17 protein-coding genes and 10 tRNA genes are annotated in these 19,432 nt (G+C 46.8%); all 27 read right to left on the reverse strand.

The features are described from left to right. Position 1: 1 nt before the first annotated feature. Positions 2–595, reverse strand: coding sequence for a glycerol-3-phosphate 1-O-acyltransferase PlsY (gene plsY, locus BN2373_RS06975; protein ID WP_053943368.1), 594 nt, complete (start codon positions 593–595; stop codon positions 2–4). After that, complete coding sequence (gene der / locus BN2373_RS06980; RefSeq protein WP_053943369.1) at positions 592–1,917, reverse strand: ribosome biogenesis GTPase Der; 1,326 nt, start codon at positions 1,915–1,917, stop codon at positions 592–594. Before der ends, plsY begins: the two co-directional genes overlap by 4 nt. Beyond that, entirely contained in the window at positions 1,910–2,395 is a 486-nt protein-coding gene (locus BN2373_RS06985; RefSeq protein ID WP_053943370.1) for a SoxR reducing system RseC family protein, read from the reverse strand. Before BN2373_RS06985 ends, der begins: the two co-directional genes overlap by 8 nt. A gap of 45 nt (positions 2,396–2,440) precedes the next feature. Further along, complete coding sequence (aspS, locus tag BN2373_RS06990) at positions 2,441–4,219, reverse strand: aspartate--tRNA ligase (protein WP_053943371.1); 1,779 nt, start codon at positions 4,217–4,219, stop codon at positions 2,441–2,443. Further along, on the reverse strand, positions 4,219–4,881 hold the full coding sequence (locus BN2373_RS06995; protein ID WP_053943372.1) for an MBL fold metallo-hydrolase: 663 nt from the start codon (positions 4,879–4,881) through the stop codon (positions 4,219–4,221). Before BN2373_RS06995 ends, aspS begins: the two co-directional genes overlap by 1 nt. Before the next feature lie 19 nt (positions 4,882–4,900). Continuing rightward, the gene (locus BN2373_RS07000; RefSeq protein WP_053943373.1) at positions 4,901–7,093 is read right to left on the reverse strand and encodes a RelA/SpoT family protein; all 2,193 of its coding nucleotides are present in this window, start codon (positions 7,091–7,093) and stop codon (positions 4,901–4,903) included. A gap of 105 nt (positions 7,094–7,198) precedes the next feature. Next, a complete protein-coding gene (gene recJ, locus BN2373_RS07005) occupies positions 7,199–9,004 on the reverse strand; it encodes a single-stranded-DNA-specific exonuclease RecJ (RefSeq protein ID WP_053943374.1) in 1,806 nt (601 codons plus the stop codon). Between the two features lie 65 nt (positions 9,005–9,069). Next, the gene (gene yajC, locus BN2373_RS07010) at positions 9,070–9,486 is read right to left on the reverse strand and encodes a preprotein translocase subunit YajC (RefSeq protein WP_053943375.1); all 417 of its coding nucleotides are present in this window, start codon (positions 9,484–9,486) and stop codon (positions 9,070–9,072) included. A gap of 97 nt (positions 9,487–9,583) precedes the next feature. Continuing rightward, positions 9,584–10,705, reverse strand: coding sequence for a tRNA guanosine(34) transglycosylase Tgt (tgt, locus tag BN2373_RS07015; protein WP_053943376.1), 1,122 nt, complete (start codon positions 10,703–10,705; stop codon positions 9,584–9,586). After that, positions 10,698–11,756: a tRNA preQ1(34) S-adenosylmethionine ribosyltransferase-isomerase QueA gene (queA, locus tag BN2373_RS07020; protein ID WP_053943377.1), complete on the reverse strand. Its 1,059-nt coding sequence runs from the start codon at positions 11,754–11,756 to the stop codon at positions 10,698–10,700. The genes tgt and queA overlap by 8 nt, the downstream gene beginning before the upstream one ends. Before the next feature lie 12 nt (positions 11,757–11,768). Further along, entirely contained in the window at positions 11,769–12,866 is a 1,098-nt protein-coding gene (gene ruvB, locus BN2373_RS07025; RefSeq protein WP_074017982.1) for a Holliday junction branch migration DNA helicase RuvB, read from the reverse strand. Between the two features lie 32 nt (positions 12,867–12,898). Beyond that, a complete protein-coding gene (ruvA, locus tag BN2373_RS07030; protein WP_053943378.1) occupies positions 12,899–13,492 on the reverse strand; it encodes a Holliday junction branch migration protein RuvA in 594 nt (197 codons plus the stop codon). 2 nt (positions 13,493–13,494) lie between these two features. After that, entirely contained in the window at positions 13,495–13,989 is a 495-nt protein-coding gene (gene ruvC / locus BN2373_RS07035) for a crossover junction endodeoxyribonuclease RuvC (RefSeq protein ID WP_053943379.1), read from the reverse strand. Continuing rightward, positions 13,986–14,711: a hypothetical protein gene (locus tag BN2373_RS07040; RefSeq protein WP_053943380.1), complete on the reverse strand. Its 726-nt coding sequence runs from the start codon at positions 14,709–14,711 to the stop codon at positions 13,986–13,988. The genes ruvC and BN2373_RS07040 overlap by 4 nt, the downstream gene beginning before the upstream one ends. 141 nt (positions 14,712–14,852) lie before the next feature. Beyond that, positions 14,853–14,926 (reverse strand) — tRNA-Arg (locus BN2373_RS07045). A gap of 24 nt (positions 14,927–14,950) precedes the next feature. Next, positions 14,951–15,021: transfer RNA gene (locus BN2373_RS07050), tRNA-Gly, on the reverse strand. Between the two features lie 81 nt (positions 15,022–15,102). Next, positions 15,103–15,174, reverse strand: a tRNA-Gly gene (locus tag BN2373_RS07055). Between the two features lie 9 nt (positions 15,175–15,183). Continuing rightward, positions 15,184–15,265 (reverse strand) — tRNA-Tyr (locus tag BN2373_RS07060). Between the two features lie 10 nt (positions 15,266–15,275). Beyond that, positions 15,276–15,350, reverse strand: a tRNA-Asp gene (locus BN2373_RS07065). Between the two features lie 11 nt (positions 15,351–15,361). After that, positions 15,362–15,433: transfer RNA gene (locus BN2373_RS07070), tRNA-Glu, on the reverse strand. Positions 15,434–15,437: 4 nt separating this feature from the next. Then, positions 15,438–15,511: transfer RNA gene (locus BN2373_RS07075), tRNA-Met, on the reverse strand. A 34-nt stretch (positions 15,512–15,545) separates the two neighbouring features. Further along, positions 15,546–15,617 (reverse strand) — tRNA-Met (locus tag BN2373_RS07080). 17 nt (positions 15,618–15,634) lie between these two features. Continuing rightward, a tRNA-Leu gene (locus BN2373_RS07085) sits at positions 15,635–15,721 on the reverse strand. 3 nt (positions 15,722–15,724) lie between these two features. Further along, positions 15,725–15,797: transfer RNA gene (locus BN2373_RS07090), tRNA-Asn, on the reverse strand. A gap of 160 nt (positions 15,798–15,957) precedes the next feature. After that, complete coding sequence (locus BN2373_RS07095; protein ID WP_053943381.1) at positions 15,958–16,797, reverse strand: DegV family protein; 840 nt, start codon at positions 16,795–16,797, stop codon at positions 15,958–15,960. Between the two features lie 164 nt (positions 16,798–16,961). Next, on the reverse strand, positions 16,962–18,881 hold the full coding sequence (gene lysS, locus BN2373_RS07100; RefSeq protein WP_053943382.1) for a lysine--tRNA ligase: 1,920 nt from the start codon (positions 18,879–18,881) through the stop codon (positions 16,962–16,964). Positions 18,882–18,927: 46 nt separating this feature from the next. Beyond that, complete coding sequence (gene greA / locus BN2373_RS07105) at positions 18,928–19,407, reverse strand: transcription elongation factor GreA (protein WP_053943383.1); 480 nt, start codon at positions 19,405–19,407, stop codon at positions 18,928–18,930. Positions 19,408–19,432: the final 25 nt, after the last annotated feature.

Here is a 19,432-nt window from a genome sequence, read left to right on the forward strand (position 1 = left end):
CCTACTTTTTCTTTTTGAAAGAGGACTCTTCTCCCCTGAGGAGACGACCGATATTTGAGGAGTGACGGTAGAAGATAATGGCAACCAAAAGGAGAAAAGCGAATTTGACCCATGGACCATAAGGAGAGAAGAAAAGGCCGAAAATTGCACCTGATAAGCTGGATGTTAAGGAGCCCAAGGAAACGTAGCCCGTTGTGAATACAAGGATAAAGAAGACAATCGCAAAGACAACCAGCATTCGGTAGTCCATAATGAAGAAGATGCCACAGGTAGTCGCAACCGCTTTTCCTCCGCTAAAGCCTAAAAAAATCGAATAACAATGACCTAAACTCACTGCGATCATGGTGAAGGCAAGAGTCCACTCCGGCAGATGGAAATGGAGGGCAAGAAAGCAGGGAAAGGCTCCCTTAAAAAAGTCCAAAAGGAAGGTAATAAGTCCCACCTTAGGACCTAGAACCCGAAGTGCATTTGTCGCACCGGTATTTCCGGACCCATAATTTCGAATATCTTTATTACCCAACCACTTACCGACCAGGTAACCCGATGGGAATGAGCCAAGTAAATAAGCACCTATGATTAGAAGAAAATGAATCATTCTTCTCGCTCCTTTCTTTCTCTCGCTTCAAGAACAAGGGGAACGCCTTCAAAAGAAAAATTCTTTCGGATGGTATTTTCCAAATAACGCATATAGGAGAAGTGAAACATGTCGGCATCATTACAGTAAAAAATAATCTTTGGTGGACGAGTGGTAACCTGGGTCCCATAGTAAATCTTAAGTCGTTTTCCCTTATCTGTGGGCGGTGGACTCATGATCGTTGCATCCCGAAGAACCTGGTTGAAAAGAGAGGTAGACATGCGGAAGGAGTAATTCTCATCCACTCGGTTAATCGTCTCAAAAAGAGCAGGAATGTGGTAACCGGTCTTGGCGGAGATAAAAACAACCGGTGCATAGGGCATGAAAGCCAGGTCATTGCGGATCTTATCTTCATACTCTTTCATGGTATTCGTTTCTTTCTCCACGAGGTCCCATTTATTAACAACAATAATGGAGGCCTTTGCATTATTATGGGCATAGCCGGCAATGCGTTTATCCTGTTCGGTTACCCCCTTAGTCGCATCGATGAGAAAAAGACACATCTCAGACCGGTCGACTGAAGAAAGAGTCCGGATAACAGAGTAACGCTCAACCAAATTGTCGATGGACCGCTGTCGGCGCATACCTGCTGTATCAATCAGGATGTACTCTTTTCCGTCTCTTTCGTAATAAGAGTCAATGGCATCCCGTGTAGTCCCGGGTATGTTGGTGACGATCATCCGATTCTCGCCTAATAGCCGGTTAATCAGTGAAGATTTTCCCACATTGGGTTTTCCGATAACCGATATTTTCAAGGCATCCGATTCAATAGACCGGCTGCTCTCTTTGGGAAGCCGATCCATGATATCGTCAAGAAGGTCACCCAGACCGAAGGATTGTTCAGCAGAGATGATGGCCATATCGGAAAAGCCCAGTTCATAGAATTCATAGACAGTATCCGGGGTATGGTGGGTATCCACCTTGTTAACAACCAGGAGGGGATCCCGCCCTCCTTTGTGGAGCTTATCAGCGATCATCCGATCAAGGTTGGAAACCCCCTCTCGACCATCAACGAGGAAAAGAATAAGATCCGCCGTCTCCAGAGCCATATCCACCTGGATTTCGATCTCCTTAGCAAAGACATCATCAGAACCCATTTCCAGACCTCCCGTATCCATGAGGAGGAAGTAGTTGTTTTGCCACTCCACTTCCCGATAAAGTCGGTCACGGGTGACACCGGGTGTATCTTCGGTGATGGACACCCGTCCTCCAACTAGCCGGTTAAAAAGGGTTGACTTACCTACATTGGGGCGACCAATAATGGCAACAACAGGCCTAGACATGGGAAGCCCCCAAATCTCGTTCATCACCCTTGTGGTCATCTTCTTTCTTATCCAAACAGGAGGTCACTGCTCCCAATTCCTCTTGAGAAAGAATCCGAACCATCTTGACCATATCCCGGGAAGATGACCCATCGATACGACGAGCAATGATATAGAAGATGCCCAGCCCGACCATTCCTCCCAGAAAAGAGTAAATCTCATTCTTCGTTGTCATGTAAATGACCAAAAGGCCCAAAAGAAAAAGCAAGAGAGGAAAGACATAGAGGATAAAAACCGAACCGATAAAGATATGGTCGGGCATATCCAAAGAGACCGTATCCCCCGGTTGGGCATCCAAAGAATTCCTCACCCACTGGGTTGAGGCTTTCTTACTTTTACAGATACCGGAAGCAGAACAGTTTCCACAGGCCTCTTCCCGGTAAACCAGAATATGGGAAAGACCTTCTTTATTTTCCATTACAAATCCGTTATTTTTCATGGTGCGTCCCCTTTCTCATAGCGATAGAAAGTGACCCGTCAAGATCTATTGATCAAGTTGAACCCTTAGATGTAATTCATCCAACTGATCCTTGGTGACAGAAGTCGGTGCCTGGGTCATTAAATCCGAGGCCGTCTGGGTTTTAGGGAAGGCGATGACATCTTTAATGGAATCTCTGCCAATCAAGGTCATTACTAAACGGTCCAATCCATAGGCAATTCCTCCATGCGGAGGAGTTCCATATTGAAGAGCCTCCGTGAAGAAGCCGAAGCGATTCTCAATATCTTCCTGACTTAACTGCAGGAGGTTAAAAATTTTGTTTTGAAGGTCAGCATTGTTGATACGAATGGATCCCCCACCGCATTCATCGCCATTGATCACAATATCGTAGGCCTTAGCCCGAACCTTTTCCGGTTCATTTTCCAAAAGGGGAATATCTTCCTCCACCGGATGGGTAAAGGGGTGGTGCATGGCCACGTACCGGCCTTCCTCTTCAGAGTATTCAAACATGGGAAAATCGACAATCCAAGTCAGGGCAAAATCATCCGGATCAAAGGTCAGATTCTCTCCTGCCATATGAACCCGGACCATTCCCAAATACTCTTGAATTTTTGACCGATTGCCAACCATTAAAATCGCTAAATCCCCGTCTTCCAATCCCATTTCCTCCTCCAAGTAAGCGATCAGGTCTTCGGTCAGGAATTTATTAAAGGAAGACGAAATTTCTCCCTTGTCTTTCTTCAGCCAAAGGAGTCCGCTTGCTCCAATTCCCTTGGCATAGGAAGCGAGTTTGTCCAATTTCTTTCGGGTATATTTTTCCGCTAAGCCATTAAAATTGATCCCTAATACGGCATCCTCACTCTCAGGCGAAAGATTCAAGAGGTCAAATTCAGTCGTCTGGCCAATCCCGGAAAGGTCGTGAATTTCGTAACCGTAACGGAGGTCGGGCTTATCCGACCCATACTTTGCCATGGCTTCATCGTAGGACATCTTAGGGAATGGACGCTTCAGTTCAATGCCCTTAAATTCCTTGAAGAGATAAGCCAAAAGTTCTTCATTCATGGCCATCACATCATCCATATCCACAAAAGACATTTCGATATCCACCTGGGTGAATTCCGGCTGTCGATTTGCCCGGAGGTCTTCATCTCGGAAGCAGCGTGCCACCTGGTAATAGCGGTCAGTCCCGGCAATCATCAGAAGCTGTTTCAAGAGCTGTGGGCTTTGGGGCAGGGCATAAAAATAACCGGGATTAACACGGGAGGGAACAAGATAATCCCGGGCCCCCTCCGGAGTTGGCTTGCCTAAAAAAGGCGTTTCCACTTCTATAAAATCCTGGTCATGGAGGAATTCCCGGAATAAGCGGGTGATCTCCGCCCTCTTGATCAACATATCCTGCATCCGAGGTTTACGGAGGTCCAAATACCGGTACTTTAATCGAATTTCTTCACTGGCATTATCATCATCTTTGATATAAATAGGCGGCGTTTTTGCCACATCCAAAATCCTCAGCTCTGAACATTCCACCTCGATGTCCCCGGTCGCAAGATCAGGATTTTTTGCTGACCGTTCCCGGACTATTCCCCTTGCAGCCAGAACATATTCCTGGTGAACCTCTTTTGATTTTTGATAAAGACTTTCCCGGTCTTCCTTATTGAAGACCAATTGGGTAATTCCGGTCTTATCCCGAAGATCCACAAACGAGAGAGCACCAAGATCACGGGTTTTGTTGACCCAACCCATGAGAACAACTTCTTTCCCCTGATCATCCAAACGCAGGTCACCGCAATAGTGAGTCCGCTTTAATCCTTTCAACGATTCCATCACAACTCCTTTTCCTTGCCTTGCTTTCGATCAAGATCTTCTTGCATCTTTACATATTCCATAATGGGTGATGATTCTTTCTCTATGGATAGTCGACTCTCAGGTCCATGTCCCGGAAGAATCCGGTAATCCCCGGTCAGACGAAACAACCTTCCCAGGGAACGAAATAGGCTATGCATTCCCCCGGTAGGAAGATCCCAACGACCACAGGAACCCTGAAAAAGGGTGTCTCCCGAAAACAAAATATCCTCGCCCAGAAAACAGACCGATCCGGCTGTATGACCGGGAGTTTCCATTACCCGGAGGTTAAAAGAGCTGACACAATCACCTTCTTTGAAGTAATGGTCACAAGCAAGGCTCTCTGCTTGACCGAAAAAAGCAATCGAAACATTCTTTTCAGGATCTAAAAGAAGGTCCTTCTCCTTTTCGCTGGCCCAAATTGGGGCCGAATACAAAGACCGATAATGGTCAGCTCCCCCAAAATGATCAACATGTCCATGTGTTAATAAAATCGCCTCTATGGTTAAGCCGGCCTCATCAATTTCTTCCTCCAGGAGACGTGAGGGGGCTCCGGGATCAATAATGACGGCCTGCCTGGCTTCCGGATCAGACAATAGATAGATATTCTCCGATGCCATGGTTGAAAAGCATTCAATCTTCATGGGGGTCCTTTCTTCCCATTTAATGCCGTACCCGGTAAACTGCCAGGGTTGGCTCCAATTCTCGAATTCTTCGGATCAAGAGCTCCATCCGATCTTTATCTTCTACCCGAACGGTTAGTTTAATGATGACAGTGGAATCCTCTCTTGACCTTGCTTCAATCCCATTCATGTCCATTTCCAGTTGGACAATAAGTTGAGCCAACTCAGCGACATAGCCGGACACGTTCATTGCTTCAATGGTGAGCGAAGCATCAAAGGTGGTTCGGTTGATTTTATTCCATTCCAAAGCAATAAGCCTCTCCGGAGACTGATTGGAACGAATGTTTGGGCAGGATTTCCGATGAACCGTGATCCCATGCCCCCGGGTAATGTAGCCGACAATATCGTCACCGGGAACCGGTGAGCAACACTGAGCGAACTTGACTTCCAGGTTGTCTGTCCCCTCTCCAACTACTGAAACAGCATTTGTCTTCTCTTGAACATCTTGACTGTCGTGATGGGACTTTTCCTGTTCAGCACTTACCATGGCACTTTCCGCCATGGCTTCCAATTCCTTTCTTTTTTGGACCTTATCGTATAGATCTTCCAAACGCGAAACGATCGCAGAAAGGGACTGACTGCCGAACCCGACAGCAGCGAAAAGGTCTTCCGGAGATGAGTAAGACATCCGATCGACCAATTTTTCCAAGGCTTCAGGGGTGATCACTTTTTTGGTCGGATAACCGTCCTTCTTGACTTCCTGAAGGATCATATCTCTTCCATTTTCGATGTGTTCATCGCGGTTAGCCCGCTTGAAAAATTGCCGAATTTTTGATCGGGCTCCGGAGGATTGGACAATATCCAGCCAATCTCTGGATGGACCGGCGGTGTTTTTTGAGGTAATAATTTCGATAATATTTCCATTTTCCAGCTTGGTATCAAGCGGCAAAAGCTTGCCGTCAATCTTGGCACCGACACAGGCATTGCCTACATCGGAGTGAATTCGGTAGGCAAAATCAATAGGCGTTGAACCCCGTGGAAGCTCAATCACATCCCCTCTCGGTGAGAAGACATAGACCTCATCGGAGAAAAAGTCTCCTTTCAACGTTTCCAAAAATTCCTGGGAATCCGTGGTTGTCTTCTGCCATTCCATGAGCTGACGAACCCAGGTTAACTTTTCATCGAAGTCCGATTTTTTCTTGCCCCCCTCTTTATATTGCCAGTGGGCTGCAATACCAAATTCCGCTGTCCGGTGCATTTCCCATGTTCGAATTTGTACTTCAAAAACCTGACCGTCCTGTCCGATAACAGTGGTATGGAGGGACTGGTACATATTCTGTTTAGGCATGGCGATATAGTCCTTGAAGCGTTTGGGGATGGGCTTCCAGAGCGTATGGACTACGCCTAAAACAGAGTAACATTCGGATACGTCATCCACGATGACCCGGATAGCTGTTATATCGAAGATTTCGTTAAAGGACTTATCCTGCTTATACATTTTTTTATAAATGGAGTAAAGTGTCTTAGGGCGACCGGTTATTTCATAGGTCATCCCCAACTCATCCAATTTTTTCTTCAGCGTATCCTCAATCCGGTCAATTTCCTCCCGTCGGTCTTCCAATTTTTTATTGACCAGCTCCGCAATTTCATAATAAGCCTGAGGATCCAAGTACTTGAGACAGAGGTCCTCCAATTCGGATTTAATGGCAAAAATCCCCAAACGGTGGGCAATGGGTACATAAATCTCAATCGTTTCTTTTGCTTTTTCAATTTGTTTGGGACGTTCTTTATAGTCCAGAGTCCGTAAATTATGGAGTCGGTCCGCCAATTTTATGATGATGACCCGGATATCATTGGCCATGGCCATAACCATCTTCCGGTAGTTATCCACCTGGTTGTCAATTTTTGACCGCGAAGCGATTTTTTTTAGCTTGGTCACCCCATCAACCAAGGTGGTGATTTCCGAACCGAAATCATCCTCCATCTGCTCATAGGTGATTGCTGTATCTTCCAAAACATCATGGAGAAGGCCCCCGCAAATGGTGGGGTCATCCATCTTGAGTTCGGCTAAAATAAAGGCCACATGGAGAGGATGGGTAATGTAGGGCTCACCGGAGTTTCTGATTTGCCCCTGGTGGGCCTGATCGGCGTAGTCATAAGCATTACGGATCAGCGTCTCATTACAATCCGGATTATAGGTCCGGATTTTTTCGAGCAAGCTGTCAATCGTCATGGTCCCTCCTTTCTCCATTTGGGCAGGATTCCGGGTCCAATGAATTGGACGGAAAAAGATGAATAAAACTTGAATTATCTGTTAATTATACCACATTGACAGGACTTATGACCGAGAAAAGCCCCGACTGAAGCGGATGTCCACCAGCTTAATTTGAAGGGATTTTGTCCCCCGAAACTCATTCCAACCCGGTTGATAGCAGATGTCAAAAGTCACAGGAAGATCCTTCCCCGAGAGAAGATCCTCAATAACTCCTTCGGGTCCTTCTTTTTCCAGGCTCTTCAATTTTTCATCAGCCTGAAAGAGAACTCCGTTAACAAAGCTTCCCTGGTCCTCGAAACGGATCTGGAGAACGGTCTTATTTTTTCCAACCAGGCGAAATTGGCGAATAGAGAGATTTTTCGCTCCAAATACCGGTTTAGGATTCTTCATTCCAAAAGGAGCCATATGGTCGATAATCCGCATAAGGGGGGCTTTAACCATTGAAAGAGGAAGGGAGGCATCCAGACCGATTCTAGGGGTCAGGTCTTCGGTACTCAGCTTGGCATCACGATTCCACATTACCTTCATCCGGTTCAGATCCTTTTTACGAAGGGTCATGCCGCAGGCCATGGCGTGCCCGCCGAAAGCGACATAGTCTTCCCGGTGAAGCTGAAGGGCTTCAAAGATGTTATAGGATTCGATGGACCGTCCTGATCCCTTGACTAAATTCTCCCCTTCGCCTGTCTCTTCCGCATCGGTAAAAACCAGACATGGTCGATAAAATAGATCTTTTATCCTCCCGGCAATGAGACCACATAGGGATTCATGGACTTCGGGGAGGTAGAGAACCAGTACCTGGTCAAGGTCACTTTGACTTCTAACCAAGTCTGTGGCCTTTTCTACACCGGTCCGAGTCATCTCTTTCCGCTCATTATTGAGAGCGACAAGTTCTGCCGCATAGGCTTCGATCGTTTCCGGATCGTCCTCTAAAAAAAGCTCCACACCCAGCCGGGCCGTCATGAGACGACCGGAGGAGTTAATTGAGGGTCCGATGATGAAACCAACCACGTAGGTATCCACTTCCCTCTCCCAATGGTTATAGCGGAGGAGAGCGGCAATACCGGGGTCAGGTTTTTCGTTGATCACCTGAAGACCCATGCTGGCCAGGACCCGGTTTTCTCCTTGAAGGGGAACGACATCACAAATGGTGCCCAAGCAGGCATAGGCTAAAAGAGGACGGATTCGTGCAAAATCCTCCCCCAGCTCCTGATAGATCGCTTGGATAAGCTTGAAGGCAACTCCGGCTCCGCACAAGTCCGGAAAGGGATAGCCTGAGTTTTTGGAGTGAGGATTGAGGTAGGCCACACAGGCCGGCACCTTCTCTCCCCCTTCCTCGTCTTCCTGAATCTCATGATGGTCAGTGATAATGACGGGAATGCCCACTTCCTGAGCATAGTCCAGAGCATCAAAGGCAGCAATTCCGTTGTCACAAGTGATGATTAGGGCAACATCTTCTTTCTTTGCCTCTTCCACTAAACGACGGTTAATTCCGTAGCCGTCAACCACTCGGTCCGGTATGGCGTAGGAGACCGCCTGATAGGGGTCTAGGCCCATTTCCTCGGCCAAAGACCGAAGACCTTTGACCAATATCGTCGTAGCCGCTACGCCGTCCTGGTCATAGTCGCCAACAATCCGGATAGAAAGGCCCGAAGAAAGAGTATCCATAATAAGAGAAACCGCTGATTCCATCTGTTGAAAAAGATAAGGGTTGTGAAGTCCGGAAAGGTCCGGAGAAAAGTAGGTCTTAGCTTCTTCAAATGTCCGGATCCCCCGATTCGCCAAAAGAATGGAGGCCAAAGTTGACATACCGGTTTCTTCTTTTAGGCGCTCTGCTTCCTGTCGATGATTTTTTATATACCAATCTGCCACTTTACCTCCTCTGAAAAAGAATAGAGACGGAATTATTCCGCCTCTTTTTCTATTCTATGCACTTCTTAGAAAAAATCCTTGCGATTGTCCTCTGCTTCGTTTTCAATACCCTGATCCTCCTGATCAGAATTGAGGGCGTTTTCTTCCTCTTCTCTGTCCAGGCGGTCGGCATTATCCTCATTTGACTCCTCAACCGTTTCCGGGTTGAAGCCCTCTACCGGTTTAACCACATAGGATAAGGCCTGTTTGAGAAACTCAATCTCATGACCATCTTGGCCGGATTGGATAAAGAAGGAGTCCTCACTCATCCGAGTCACTCGACCTCGTATTCCGCCGATGGTAACAACAGTATCGCCGATTTTCATTCCCTCTCTCATTTTTTGAGCTTCTTCCGTCTTCTTCTTTTGAGGACGGAGGATAAGGAAATAAAAAATTGCCAGCATTGCAACCAGCATTATAATGGATTGTCCACCTTGGGGCATAATATCTCTCCTTTTTCACAGGTTAAACGAATACAATCTTATCCGTTTTTTTACATCAAATCTATTATATCCAAAGACTGAAGATTCTGGCAAGGAATCACCGGTCCTCATCATAGGCCTTAAGAAAATCCTCTTTGAATGCTAAAAAACGATCATCAAATATGGCTTCTCTCATCTGATTCATCAAAGTAATCAGAAAATGAAGGTTGTGGATGGTTAAGAGGCGGGCACCCAGAATTTCATTCACATTGAGGAGGTGGCGGATGTAGGCTCTGGAGTAATTCTGACAGGTATAGCACGTACAATCCGGATCAAGGGGACCCATATCATCTTTATACACTGCATTTCTAACCGTTACCTTCCCTCGATGGGTTAAGGCTAAACCATTTCGAGCTACTCGGGTAGGAAGTACACAGTCAGCCATGTCTATCCCTGCTTGAACCGATTCAAAAAGATAGTCCGGACTGCCTATCCCCATATTGTAGCGAGGTTTATCTTGGGGGAGTCTGGGAGCAGTGTAATTGAGGATCCTTGTAAAATCAGCATGGGGTTCCCCTACGGAAATACCGCCAATCGCATAGCCATCCAAGTCTCTAGCCACCGTCTCCCGGAGGGACCGATCCCTCAAATCTTCATAAAAGCCACCCTGGACAATGCCGAAAAGTGCCTGATGGGAATGAGTATGAGCCTCCATACATCTATCCAACCACCGGAGTGTCCTTTCCATAGAAGCCTCCGTATAGGCTTGATCAGCTTCGTAAAATACACATTCATCAAAAGCCATCATAATATCCGATCCCAGAACCTGTTGGACTTGGATGGAAACTTCCGGGCTGATATGTTGGAGGGAGCCGTCGATATGGGAGGAAAATGTCACTCCCTCCTCCGTCATATCCTGGGGTTTCGCCAGGGAAAAGACCTGAAAACCTCCGGAATCCGTCAAGATCGGCCTATCCCAGTGCATGAATTTATGGAGACCACCCGCCTTGTCCATGATGTCCATGCCCGGACGAAGAAAGAGGTGGTAGGTGTTACCCAGGATAATCTGAGCCCCCAAATCCTTGAGTTCCTCCGGCGTCATCGTCTTGACCGTAGCCTTGGTTCCCACCGGCATGAAGACCGGGGTTTTAATATCTCCATGAGGAGTATGGATGATCCCCGCTCGGGCTCCACAATCCTTTGATTGATGTTGGAGTTCAAAGCGGACCGGTCTATTCATGATCATCCTCTTCCGGACCAGGATTTGTGATCAGCATGGCATCGCCAAAGGAAAAAAATCGATAACGCATTTCATTGGCGACCTGATAAGCTTTCATAATTCTATCTTTACCGGTAAAGGCGGCAATCATCATAATTAAAGAAGATTTTGGAAGATGGAAGTTTGTTATGATGCCATCAATAGCTTCGTAGCGAAAGCCCGGATAAATAAAAATATCTGTCCAGCCGGAATCCTCCACCATTTTCCCTTTCTTCTTCATAACGGATTCCAGGGTCCGAGTAACCGTGGTCCCTACGGCAATAACCCGTCCCCCATTTGCTTTTGTCTGTCGAATCTTCTCCGCGGTTTCCTTAGGGAGAACATAAAACTCCGAATGCATGGCATGGTCTTCGATATCTTCCTCCTTAACAGGACGGAAGGTTCCCAGGCCCACATGGAGAGTAAGGTAAGTAATATTGACACCTTTAGCGGACAACTTATTCAAAAGTTCTCGAGTAAAGTGAAGGCCGGCTGTAGGTGCTGCAGCGGAGCCGTTAACCCGGGCATAAACAGTCTGATAATCGTCCTTATTTTTCAATTTCTCCGTAATATAGGGTGGGAGGGGCATATTCCCCAGATGGTCCAAAACTTCTTCCCAAATCCCATCGAAGTGGAATTCAATAAGGCGCTGACCTTCTTCAATAATCCCCAATACCTTCCCGGTCAATTCCTTCTTTTCACCGAATTCCAGGACCTGTCCTTCTTTCACCTTCTTCCCCGGCTTAACCAGACATTCCCAAACGCTTCCCTCCCGATTTCGAAGGAGGAGAACTTCTACCTTTTCATCCTTGCCCACCCGATGACCGAAAAGTCTGGCCGGGATTACCTTGGTATCATTTAAAACCAAGGTATCTCCCGGTTCTAAAAAATGAGGTAAATCATAAAAATGGCCATGCTGGAGATCCCCGGTCGACCGATTCATCACCATAAGTCGACAATCTTCCCGCCGGTCGGTAGGGTGTTGGGCAATCAACTCCGGATCTAACTGATAATCAAATTCACTGGTTTTCATAAGACTTCTTTCTTATTCTTCTTCACGAATTTTCATTTCAACCTGGTCAACTTCACGGGAGGACGGACTGGGAAGCGGATTTATCTTCTCACTGCCAATATTATCGGGCTTGGGGAGGCCGTAGTGGTCATAGGCCTTCGCTGTCAACATCCTTCCCCGAGCCGTTCGAACTAAAAAGCCGATTTGAAGAAGATAAGGTTCAATCACTTCTTCGATCGTTCCCGCCTCCATATTGGCTGAAGCCGCCATAGTATCTATCCCTACAGGGCCACCTCCAAAGTGGGTAGCCAGGATCCGAATGATTTTTTCATCATTTTTATCCAGACCCAGCCGATCAACCTCCAACATATCCAAAGCACGCCGAGTCAAATCTAAATTAATTTGACCGTCTCCCTTGACCTGTGCATAGTCTCGAATCCTCCGAAGAAGGCGGTTAGCCACTCGGGGAGTCCCTCGAGAACGAAGACCGATCTCATGGGCCGAATCCTGATCCATCTCGACTCCTAATAGGGAAGCGGATCGGCTGACAATTTGAGCTAGATCCTCACTGTTGTAGAGTTGAAGGGACATGAGGACACCAAATCGGTCCCGCAATGGAGAAGAAAGCATGCCGGCCCGGGTGGTTGCTCCAATGAGCGTAAAAGGGGATAAGTCGAGACGAAGACTCTGGGCCATGGTTCCCTTCCCTACCATAAGGTCCAGGGCATAGTCTTCCATGGCGGGATAGAGAACTTCCTCCACATTTCGGTTAATTCGGTGGATCTCATCAATGAAGAGGATGTCTCCCGGCTGGAGATTGGTCAGGATGGAAGCCAGATCCCCTTGTTTGGAGATGGCCGGACCGGAAGTAATCTTGATGTTTGCTCCCATCTCGTTAGAGATGATCGTGGCCATGGTGGTCTTGCCCAAACCCGGTGGTCCGGCTAATAATATGTGGTCGAGGGCTTCCCCTCTTTTTAGGGCAGCATCGATATAGATCTTCAGCTGTTCCTTATTCTTCTTTTGTCCAATATACTCATTAAGCCAACGGGGACGGATGGACCCCTCATAAGGAGCTTCTTCCTTGCCCAGTCCGGGGCCGACTATCCGGTGGCCATTTCTTTCAGACATCTTTCCTCCTTTCCCGTCAATGAATCAACCATCTAGGAAAGACGGCGGAGAGCGTGGCGGATTCCTTCCTCCAAAGTCTCTTCAGGGTTCCAATCTTTCAGAGCATGTTCAGCTTCATTACGGGCATAGCCCAGGTTAAGAAGGGCTTCAATCGCAACTTGATAATTCTGCGATTTCATTGGATCAGCCGGCGGTTGGATTTCTTCCGGTCTGACCTGGTAGCCCAGTTTTTTCACCCGATCCACCAATTCTAAAATAATCCGGGAAGCGGTCTTTGCTCCGACTCCGGGGGACCTGGATAGGGTTTTGGGATCATTATTGAGGATGGCTCCGACAACGGCATCTACAGTTAAGGTGGAAAGAATAGAGAGGGCAACCTTAGGCCCAATGGCGGAAACCCGGTTAAGAAGGAGGAAAATGACCCTTTCCTCCTCCTCATAAAAGCCATATAGGCTAATATCATCTTCTCGAACTACCTGAACAGTATAAATTTTATACCTTTCACCCACACGAAAATGCGACATCGATTGAACTGATGCCGCAAGCTGGTAACCTACTCCGTTGTTTTCGATGACCAGGCCCTCTTCGTCCAGATAGGTAACCTCGCCTTTAATGTATGAAATCATACTTACTCCATTCGATATTCTTCTCTAAAACGCTGAGAAAAAGCCAAAGTCATGGCCACTGCCAGTCCATCAGCTGCATCATCGGGTTTAGGAAGCTCCGTCAGACCGAGCAGAGCCTGAATCGAGCGTTGAATTTGAAGTTTATTTGCTCTCCCATAGCCGGTTACCGCCTGCTTAATTTGGGAGGGGGTAAATTCATAAATAGGTAAGCCTCGTTTTACTCCGGCCAGGATCTCTACACCCCTGGCCTGAGCTACAGAAATAATGGTGGTCTTATTCCGGTAGAAAAAAAGCTCTTCAAAGGCTATCTGGTCCGGCTGGTAGTCATCAATAAGCTTTTCCATTTCCTGGTCAATGATGGCCAATCTCTCCGGCAAGGACATCCCCGCTAGAGTTTCAATACAACCATACTCCAAAGGAGTGACCCTTCCTTCTTTAAGTTGGATAACCCCATAGCCCACCAAAGCCAATCCGGGGTCAATCCCTAAAAGGATCACCGCATATACCTTTCCAGAACGGCATCGTTAACCCCATTCCAAATGTTATCTTTATAAATCCGACAAGCATTGGATGCCAGGTATTGGCGGAATTTTCGATAGATAAAATTAAGATCCTTAATGGTTAGGATGGACTCTTCCGAAGTTAATTGAGAAAGATGGTCAAAGTCCAATACAATCTGTCGGTCTAAGTAGTGGTTTGCTCGATAGATCTTTGTTTTAACCACTTTCTGACTAAATATGTTACAGAAGCGATATAAGTCTTTATAATTGTGGGTCTGGACTTTGAGCCAATGGTAAAGCTGACTCTGGACATTCATAGCGGGGCCCTTCTTCGCTGTCTGAAAGAGGATTTGCTGGTGTTTAAGCTCTTGAGGCGTATAAGCTTCCAATGCTACCCTCTCCAACTTATCCACCCAGTCCATGGATTGTTCTCTGCCCAAGGGATAGGCTTTCAAGCAGATGGCCAATTCAAAGCGATGAACGTCATCGTTGATCAGTTTTTGAATGGCTCGCATAATAAAATACCGGTCTTTTCGGTCCGACAGGGCACGGAAGAGCGAGGTATTGATGGCCTTCATAAGGACATAGCGAGGCTGAAGGTTGGAAGTCGGATGGTCCAGATCCAACATGGAAAGAAGGAGGTGGATAGAATCGCTATCGCTTTCATAAAGAAATTGATATTCTAAACTTTCTTCAAGTTCTTCTAAACGGTCAAGCAAAGTTTTTCCCCCTTCCTTTAGATTGATTTGATTACGGTATTTAATAGTATATCAAAAAATCACCCCATATCCGGAAGATTTTGGAGAGAATCATTAAGTTTTTGCCAATAAAAAAACCGCCTGAACAATCAGACGGTTTACCGTGCCATTGAGGATTCGAACCCCAGGCCTTCTGGTCCGTAGCCAGACGCTCTATCCAGCTGAGCTAATGGCACATAAGCTAATCTTTACTTGAAACAAGCGGGTGAAGGGAATCGAACCCTCGTAGCCAGCTTGGAAGGCTGGAGCTCTACCACTGAGCTACACCCGCATAGGCGGTATAGTTTGCTTATTAAGTGGAGCCCTAACCTCTTAAACATTATAGGATAGACTGACACTTATTTCAAGTAAAAGCGGCAGACGGGATTCGAACCCGCGACCCTCGCCTTGGCAAGGCGATGCTCTACCTCTGAGCCACTGCCGCATATTAAATTGGGCGAGAGCGGATTCGAACCACTGAAAGCTAAGCTAACGGATTTACAGTCCGTCCCGTTTGGCCACTTCGGTACTCGCCCTAATTGAAAACGACCCGGATGGGACTCGAACCCACGACCTCCAGCGTGACAGGCTGGCATTCTAAACCGACTGAACTACCGGGCCAAATTGGGCCATGACCCTACCGGGATTCGAACCCGGGATACCGCCGTGAGAGGGCGATGTCTTAACCGCTTGACCATAGGGCCTTAATAGCGGAGAAGGGACTTGAACCCCTGACACTTCGGGTATGAACCGAATGCTCTAGCCAGCTGAGCTACTCCGCCAGACATATTAAAGTAAGTGTGGTGGCGGAGATGATTGCGGGGGCAGGATTCGAACCTGCGGCCTCCGGGTTATGAGCCCGACGAGATACCTCTTCTCCACCCCGCGCATGTAAGAACTGCCGATGCCGAGGACCGGGGTCGAACCGGTACGATCTTATCCAGATCGAGGGATTTTAAGTCCCTTGCGTCTGCCAATTCCGCCACCCCGGCAAACGCCTTGTGTAGGACTCGAACCTACGACAACGCGGTTAACAGCCGCGCGCTCTACCAGCTGAGCTAACAAGGCATATTGGACGCTTCTCCCAAAAAGGCCTTTTAGAGGTTTTTCAGGACCGATCCTCCATCACAGTGACTTACATAGTATAACAGGTGAGTCTTTGGAATGCAAGGGCAATTCACATATTTTTTTAATGCCTTTTCTTTAGTGCCTTTTCAAAGAACTCCAATTAGTCCACATGACGAACAACATAGGCTAGGCCAAAACAGCCGGGTCCAATGTGTGTGCCCACCACCGGACCCATCTGAGCAATTTCACCCCTGTGGTCATCTAAAAGGGTCTGGGCGTAATCAATAAAGCTCTTCCCCTCTTCTTCGGGATAAGTGTAAATAAAATAGACCGGAAAATCCGGGTCCACTTCCTCCGAATGGTAGCGATCGAGTATCTTCTTGATTGACGCACGAATCCCCCGAGCCTTTCCATAAAGGCCGAGTCTTCCCCCATCCATGGAGACAACGGGTTTGATATTCAGCACCTTTCCTGCCAGGCCTACGGCAGCAGGCAAACGCCCTCCCTTAACTAAGTGGTCAAGGCCCATGAAAGTCCCCATATAACGAAAGTCATCCCGTCGTTTAACAACCCAATCAACAATCTCCTGACAGGACTTTCCCTCTTCTTTCATCTTAACAGCCCATTCAGCCATCAAGGCTTGCCCTTTACACACCATATGGGAATCGACGACATAAATTCCCTCATAAGCGACAATTTCTTTTGCTTGAAGAGCAGTCTCATAGGTCGACGATAAATAGGAGGACATGGTGATGTAGACGACTTCTTCTCCAGCTTCTTTCACCTCCTCAAAAACCTGAATCATGGTTCCGATTGGCGGAGAAGATGTTTTGGCTATGCCGGACTTGTTGAGACGGTAAAAAAAACGGTCCTTATCTTCTTCAGACTGAAAGGAAAAAGAACCATCCGGAAAGTCAACACCAATATCAAAAAGGGAAAGATTGCGGACTTCTGCATCTTTTTGTGTCATATCTGAAGCTGTATCCGTATATATGATCATCCTTCCCCCTTCTTATGCAGGATATACAGTAGGGCCATGAAAAAATCATGATCCGTCTTTCGATTTTCAGCACCTCATCTATGTTACTTGTTTTTTTCAAAAAGCTCAACACTTTCCTGACGGACAAGTTTAATAAGACCTATCCGTCAGGAAAGTGAAAAGACCTAGTAGAGCTTGGCTCCTGCCGGAATCCGAGGATCCAACATAATCAGGTGGAGTACCTCATCCCCCTCTTCTTCATGAATAGCAGAAAGAAGCATCCCCTCTGAATCCACTCCCATCATCTTTCTGGGCGGAATGTTACAGATCGCCAAGAGAGTTTTTCCCATCAGGTCTTCAGGAGTATAGTAATTTCGAATCCCGCTTAGGATTGTTCGGCCTTCTTCACTCCCATCATCCAAGTGGAATAAAAGAAGCTTTTTGCTCTTCGGAACTTCCTGACAGTCCCTAACCTTAACTACACGAAGATCCATCGTTGAGAAGTTTTCAAAGTCGACCATGTCTTCAAAAAGGGGTTCAACCTTAACTTTGGAAAAATCAATGTCTTCCGCTTTCATAAAGGGAAGTTCCATGTCTTCGTTTTTAGATTTTTCTTCCTTTTGTCCCCCATCGCCAAGTCCCAGGGGCTTCATGGTCGGGAAAAGGAGGACGTCGCGGATAGAGGCCTGGTTGGTCAGAACCATGATCATGCGGTCGATTCCAATCCCCAACCCTCCGGTAGGGGGAAGGCCGATCTCCAAAGCATTAATGAAATCCTCATCCATCATTCCTGCTTCATCATCACCGCCTTCACGAAGTTCAACCTGGTGAAGGAAGCGTTGATGCTGGTCTTGAGCATCATTGAGCTCGGAGAAAGCATTGGCAATTTCCCAGCCGCAGACAAAGGCTTCAAAACGCTCGGTCATGTCGCGGTCTTCAGGAGAACGCTTAGACAAGGGGGAAATTTCGACCGGATACTCATAAACAAAGGTGGGTTCAACCATCTTTTCCTCGGCATATTCATCAAAGAAGCGGGAAAGGATCTTTCCCCATCCGTCTGTTTTCTCATATTCAATCTCGTGTTTGTCAGCCAGGGCTCTCGCCTCCTGGTCATTACGGATAGTCGAAAAATCAACACCGGCATATTCCTTGACCGCTTGAGTCATGGTAACTCGCTTCCAGGGCGGTTTGAAATCAACTTCCTGACCCTGGTAATTGATTTTTGTACTTCCATGGATCTTTTCACAGACGAAAGCCACCATATTTTCAGTGATCTCCATCATCCCCTCGTAGTCCGTATAAGCCTGATAGAGTTCCATAGCGGTATATTCGGGATTGTGGGTGGCATCCATGCCTTCATTTCTGAACATCCGACCCATTTCATATACCCGATCAAATCCGCCAACGATGAGTCTCTTCAAATAAAGCTCATTGGCAATACGCAGGTACATATCAATATTTAGGCTGTTGTGGTGGGTAATGAAAGGACGAGCATTGGCTCCCCCAACGATGGTATTGAGGATGGGCGTCTCCACTTCAAGAAATCCCCGACCATCCAGGAATTCACGGATGGCTGAAATAATTCGAGACCGCTTGAGAAAAACATCCTTCACCTCAGGATTCATGATCAAGTCAACATACCGTTGACGATAGCGAAGGTCCGGATCTTTTAATCCATGAAATTTTTCAGGTAGAGGACGAAGAGACTTGGTTAAGAGGGTAACGTTCTTTGCCGCGATAGATTTCTCTCCCCTGTCCGACTCCACCACCTCTCCGGAGACACCGACAATGTCCCCAATATCCAAAAGAGCAATGACGGAGAAATCATCCAATTGGTTGAATCGAGCGATAATTTGGATTTTACCAAAGCCATCCTGGACATCCATGAAGGAGATCTTTCCGTGACCTCGCTTTGCTAAAATCCGACCGGCAATGGTGACTTCTTTCCCTTTGTAGTCATTAAAGTGCTCAACCAAGTCATTGTTATGTGCGGTCACCTCAAATTTGGTGATTTCATGAGGATCTTTATTATCGTTTTTTAATTGATTGAGCTTATCCATCCGGATCCGTATGAGCTCATTATCTGTCAGATCTTTCCTGGCCATGCCCGCTCCTTTCAAAATAATATCTTTTCTAATCAGGATCGTAAAATCAGCTGATTACCTTCAAAATTTGATATTCAATCTTTCCAACGGGAGCTTCAACTAAAACAGTTTCTCCTTCACGATGACCTAAAAGAGCTTTGCCCAGAGGTGATTCCAAAGAGATGATATTGGAACGCGGGTTTGCTTCAGTAACGCCTTTAATCGTTAACGTCAGTTCTTCATCAAACTCCTTATCCAAAACAACCACTTCAGATCCCAGGGTGATTTCTCCCGTACTGGTGGCCGGATCCTTATCAAAGATCTCAGATCTCTCCAGGATGCTTTCAATCTCCTGAATTTCTCCCTCAAGCTTGGACTGTTCCTCTTTAGCCGCATCATATTCTGCGTTTTCAGAAAGGTCTCCAAAACCTCTAGCGACTTTAATTTTTTCAGTTACCTTAGGTCTTTCAACAGTCTTCAGATAATTGAGCTTATTCTTCAGTTCCTCATAACCTTGACGGGTAATGATATTCTTTTGTTGTTCCATTTTACTCTCCTTAAAAAATAGAGCA

The sequence above is a fragment of the Kallipyga gabonensis genome (assembly GCF_001286805.1).
GTDB lineage: Bacteria > Bacillota > Clostridia > Tissierellales > Peptoniphilaceae > Kallipyga > Kallipyga gabonensis.

Coding starts and splice junctions, on each gene's coding strand:
- plsY (WP_053943368.1), bottom strand. CDS start 595: ATGATTCATTTTCTTCTAATCATAGGTGCTTATTTACTTGGCTCATTC.
- der (WP_053943369.1), bottom strand. CDS start 1,917: ATGTCTAGGCCTGTTGTTGCCATTATTGGTCGCCCCAATGTAGGTAAG.
- BN2373_RS06985 (WP_053943370.1), bottom strand. CDS start 2,395: ATGAAAAATAACGGATTTGTAATGGAAAATAAAGAAGGTCTTTCCCAT.
- aspS (WP_053943371.1), bottom strand. CDS start 4,219: ATGGAATCGTTGAAAGGATTAAAGCGGACTCACTATTGCGGTGACCTG.
- BN2373_RS06995 (WP_053943372.1), bottom strand. CDS start 4,881: ATGAAGATTGAATGCTTTTCAACCATGGCATCGGAGAATATCTATCTA.
- BN2373_RS07000 (WP_053943373.1), bottom strand. CDS start 7,093: ATGACGATTGACAGCTTGCTCGAAAAAATCCGGACCTATAATCCGGAT.
- yajC (WP_053943375.1), bottom strand. CDS start 9,486: ATGCCCCAAGGTGGACAATCCATTATAATGCTGGTTGCAATGCTGGCA.
- tgt (WP_053943376.1), bottom strand. CDS start 10,705: ATGAATAGACCGGTCCGCTTTGAACTCCAACATCAATCAAAGGATTGT.
- queA (WP_053943377.1), bottom strand. CDS start 11,756: ATGAAAACCAGTGAATTTGATTATCAGTTAGATCCGGAGTTGATTGCC.
- ruvB (WP_074017982.1), bottom strand. CDS start 12,866: ATGTCTGAAAGAAATGGCCACCGGATAGTCGGCCCCGGACTGGGCAAG.
- ruvA (WP_053943378.1), bottom strand. CDS start 13,492: ATGATTTCATACATTAAAGGCGAGGTTACCTATCTGGACGAAGAGGGC.
- BN2373_RS07095 (WP_053943381.1), bottom strand. CDS start 16,797: ATGATCATATATACGGATACAGCTTCAGATATGACACAAAAAGATGCA.
- lysS (WP_053943382.1), bottom strand. CDS start 18,881: ATGGCCAGGAAAGATCTGACAGATAATGAGCTCATACGGATCCGGATG.
- greA (WP_053943383.1), bottom strand. CDS start 19,407: ATGGAACAACAAAAGAATATCATTACCCGTCAAGGTTATGAGGAACTG.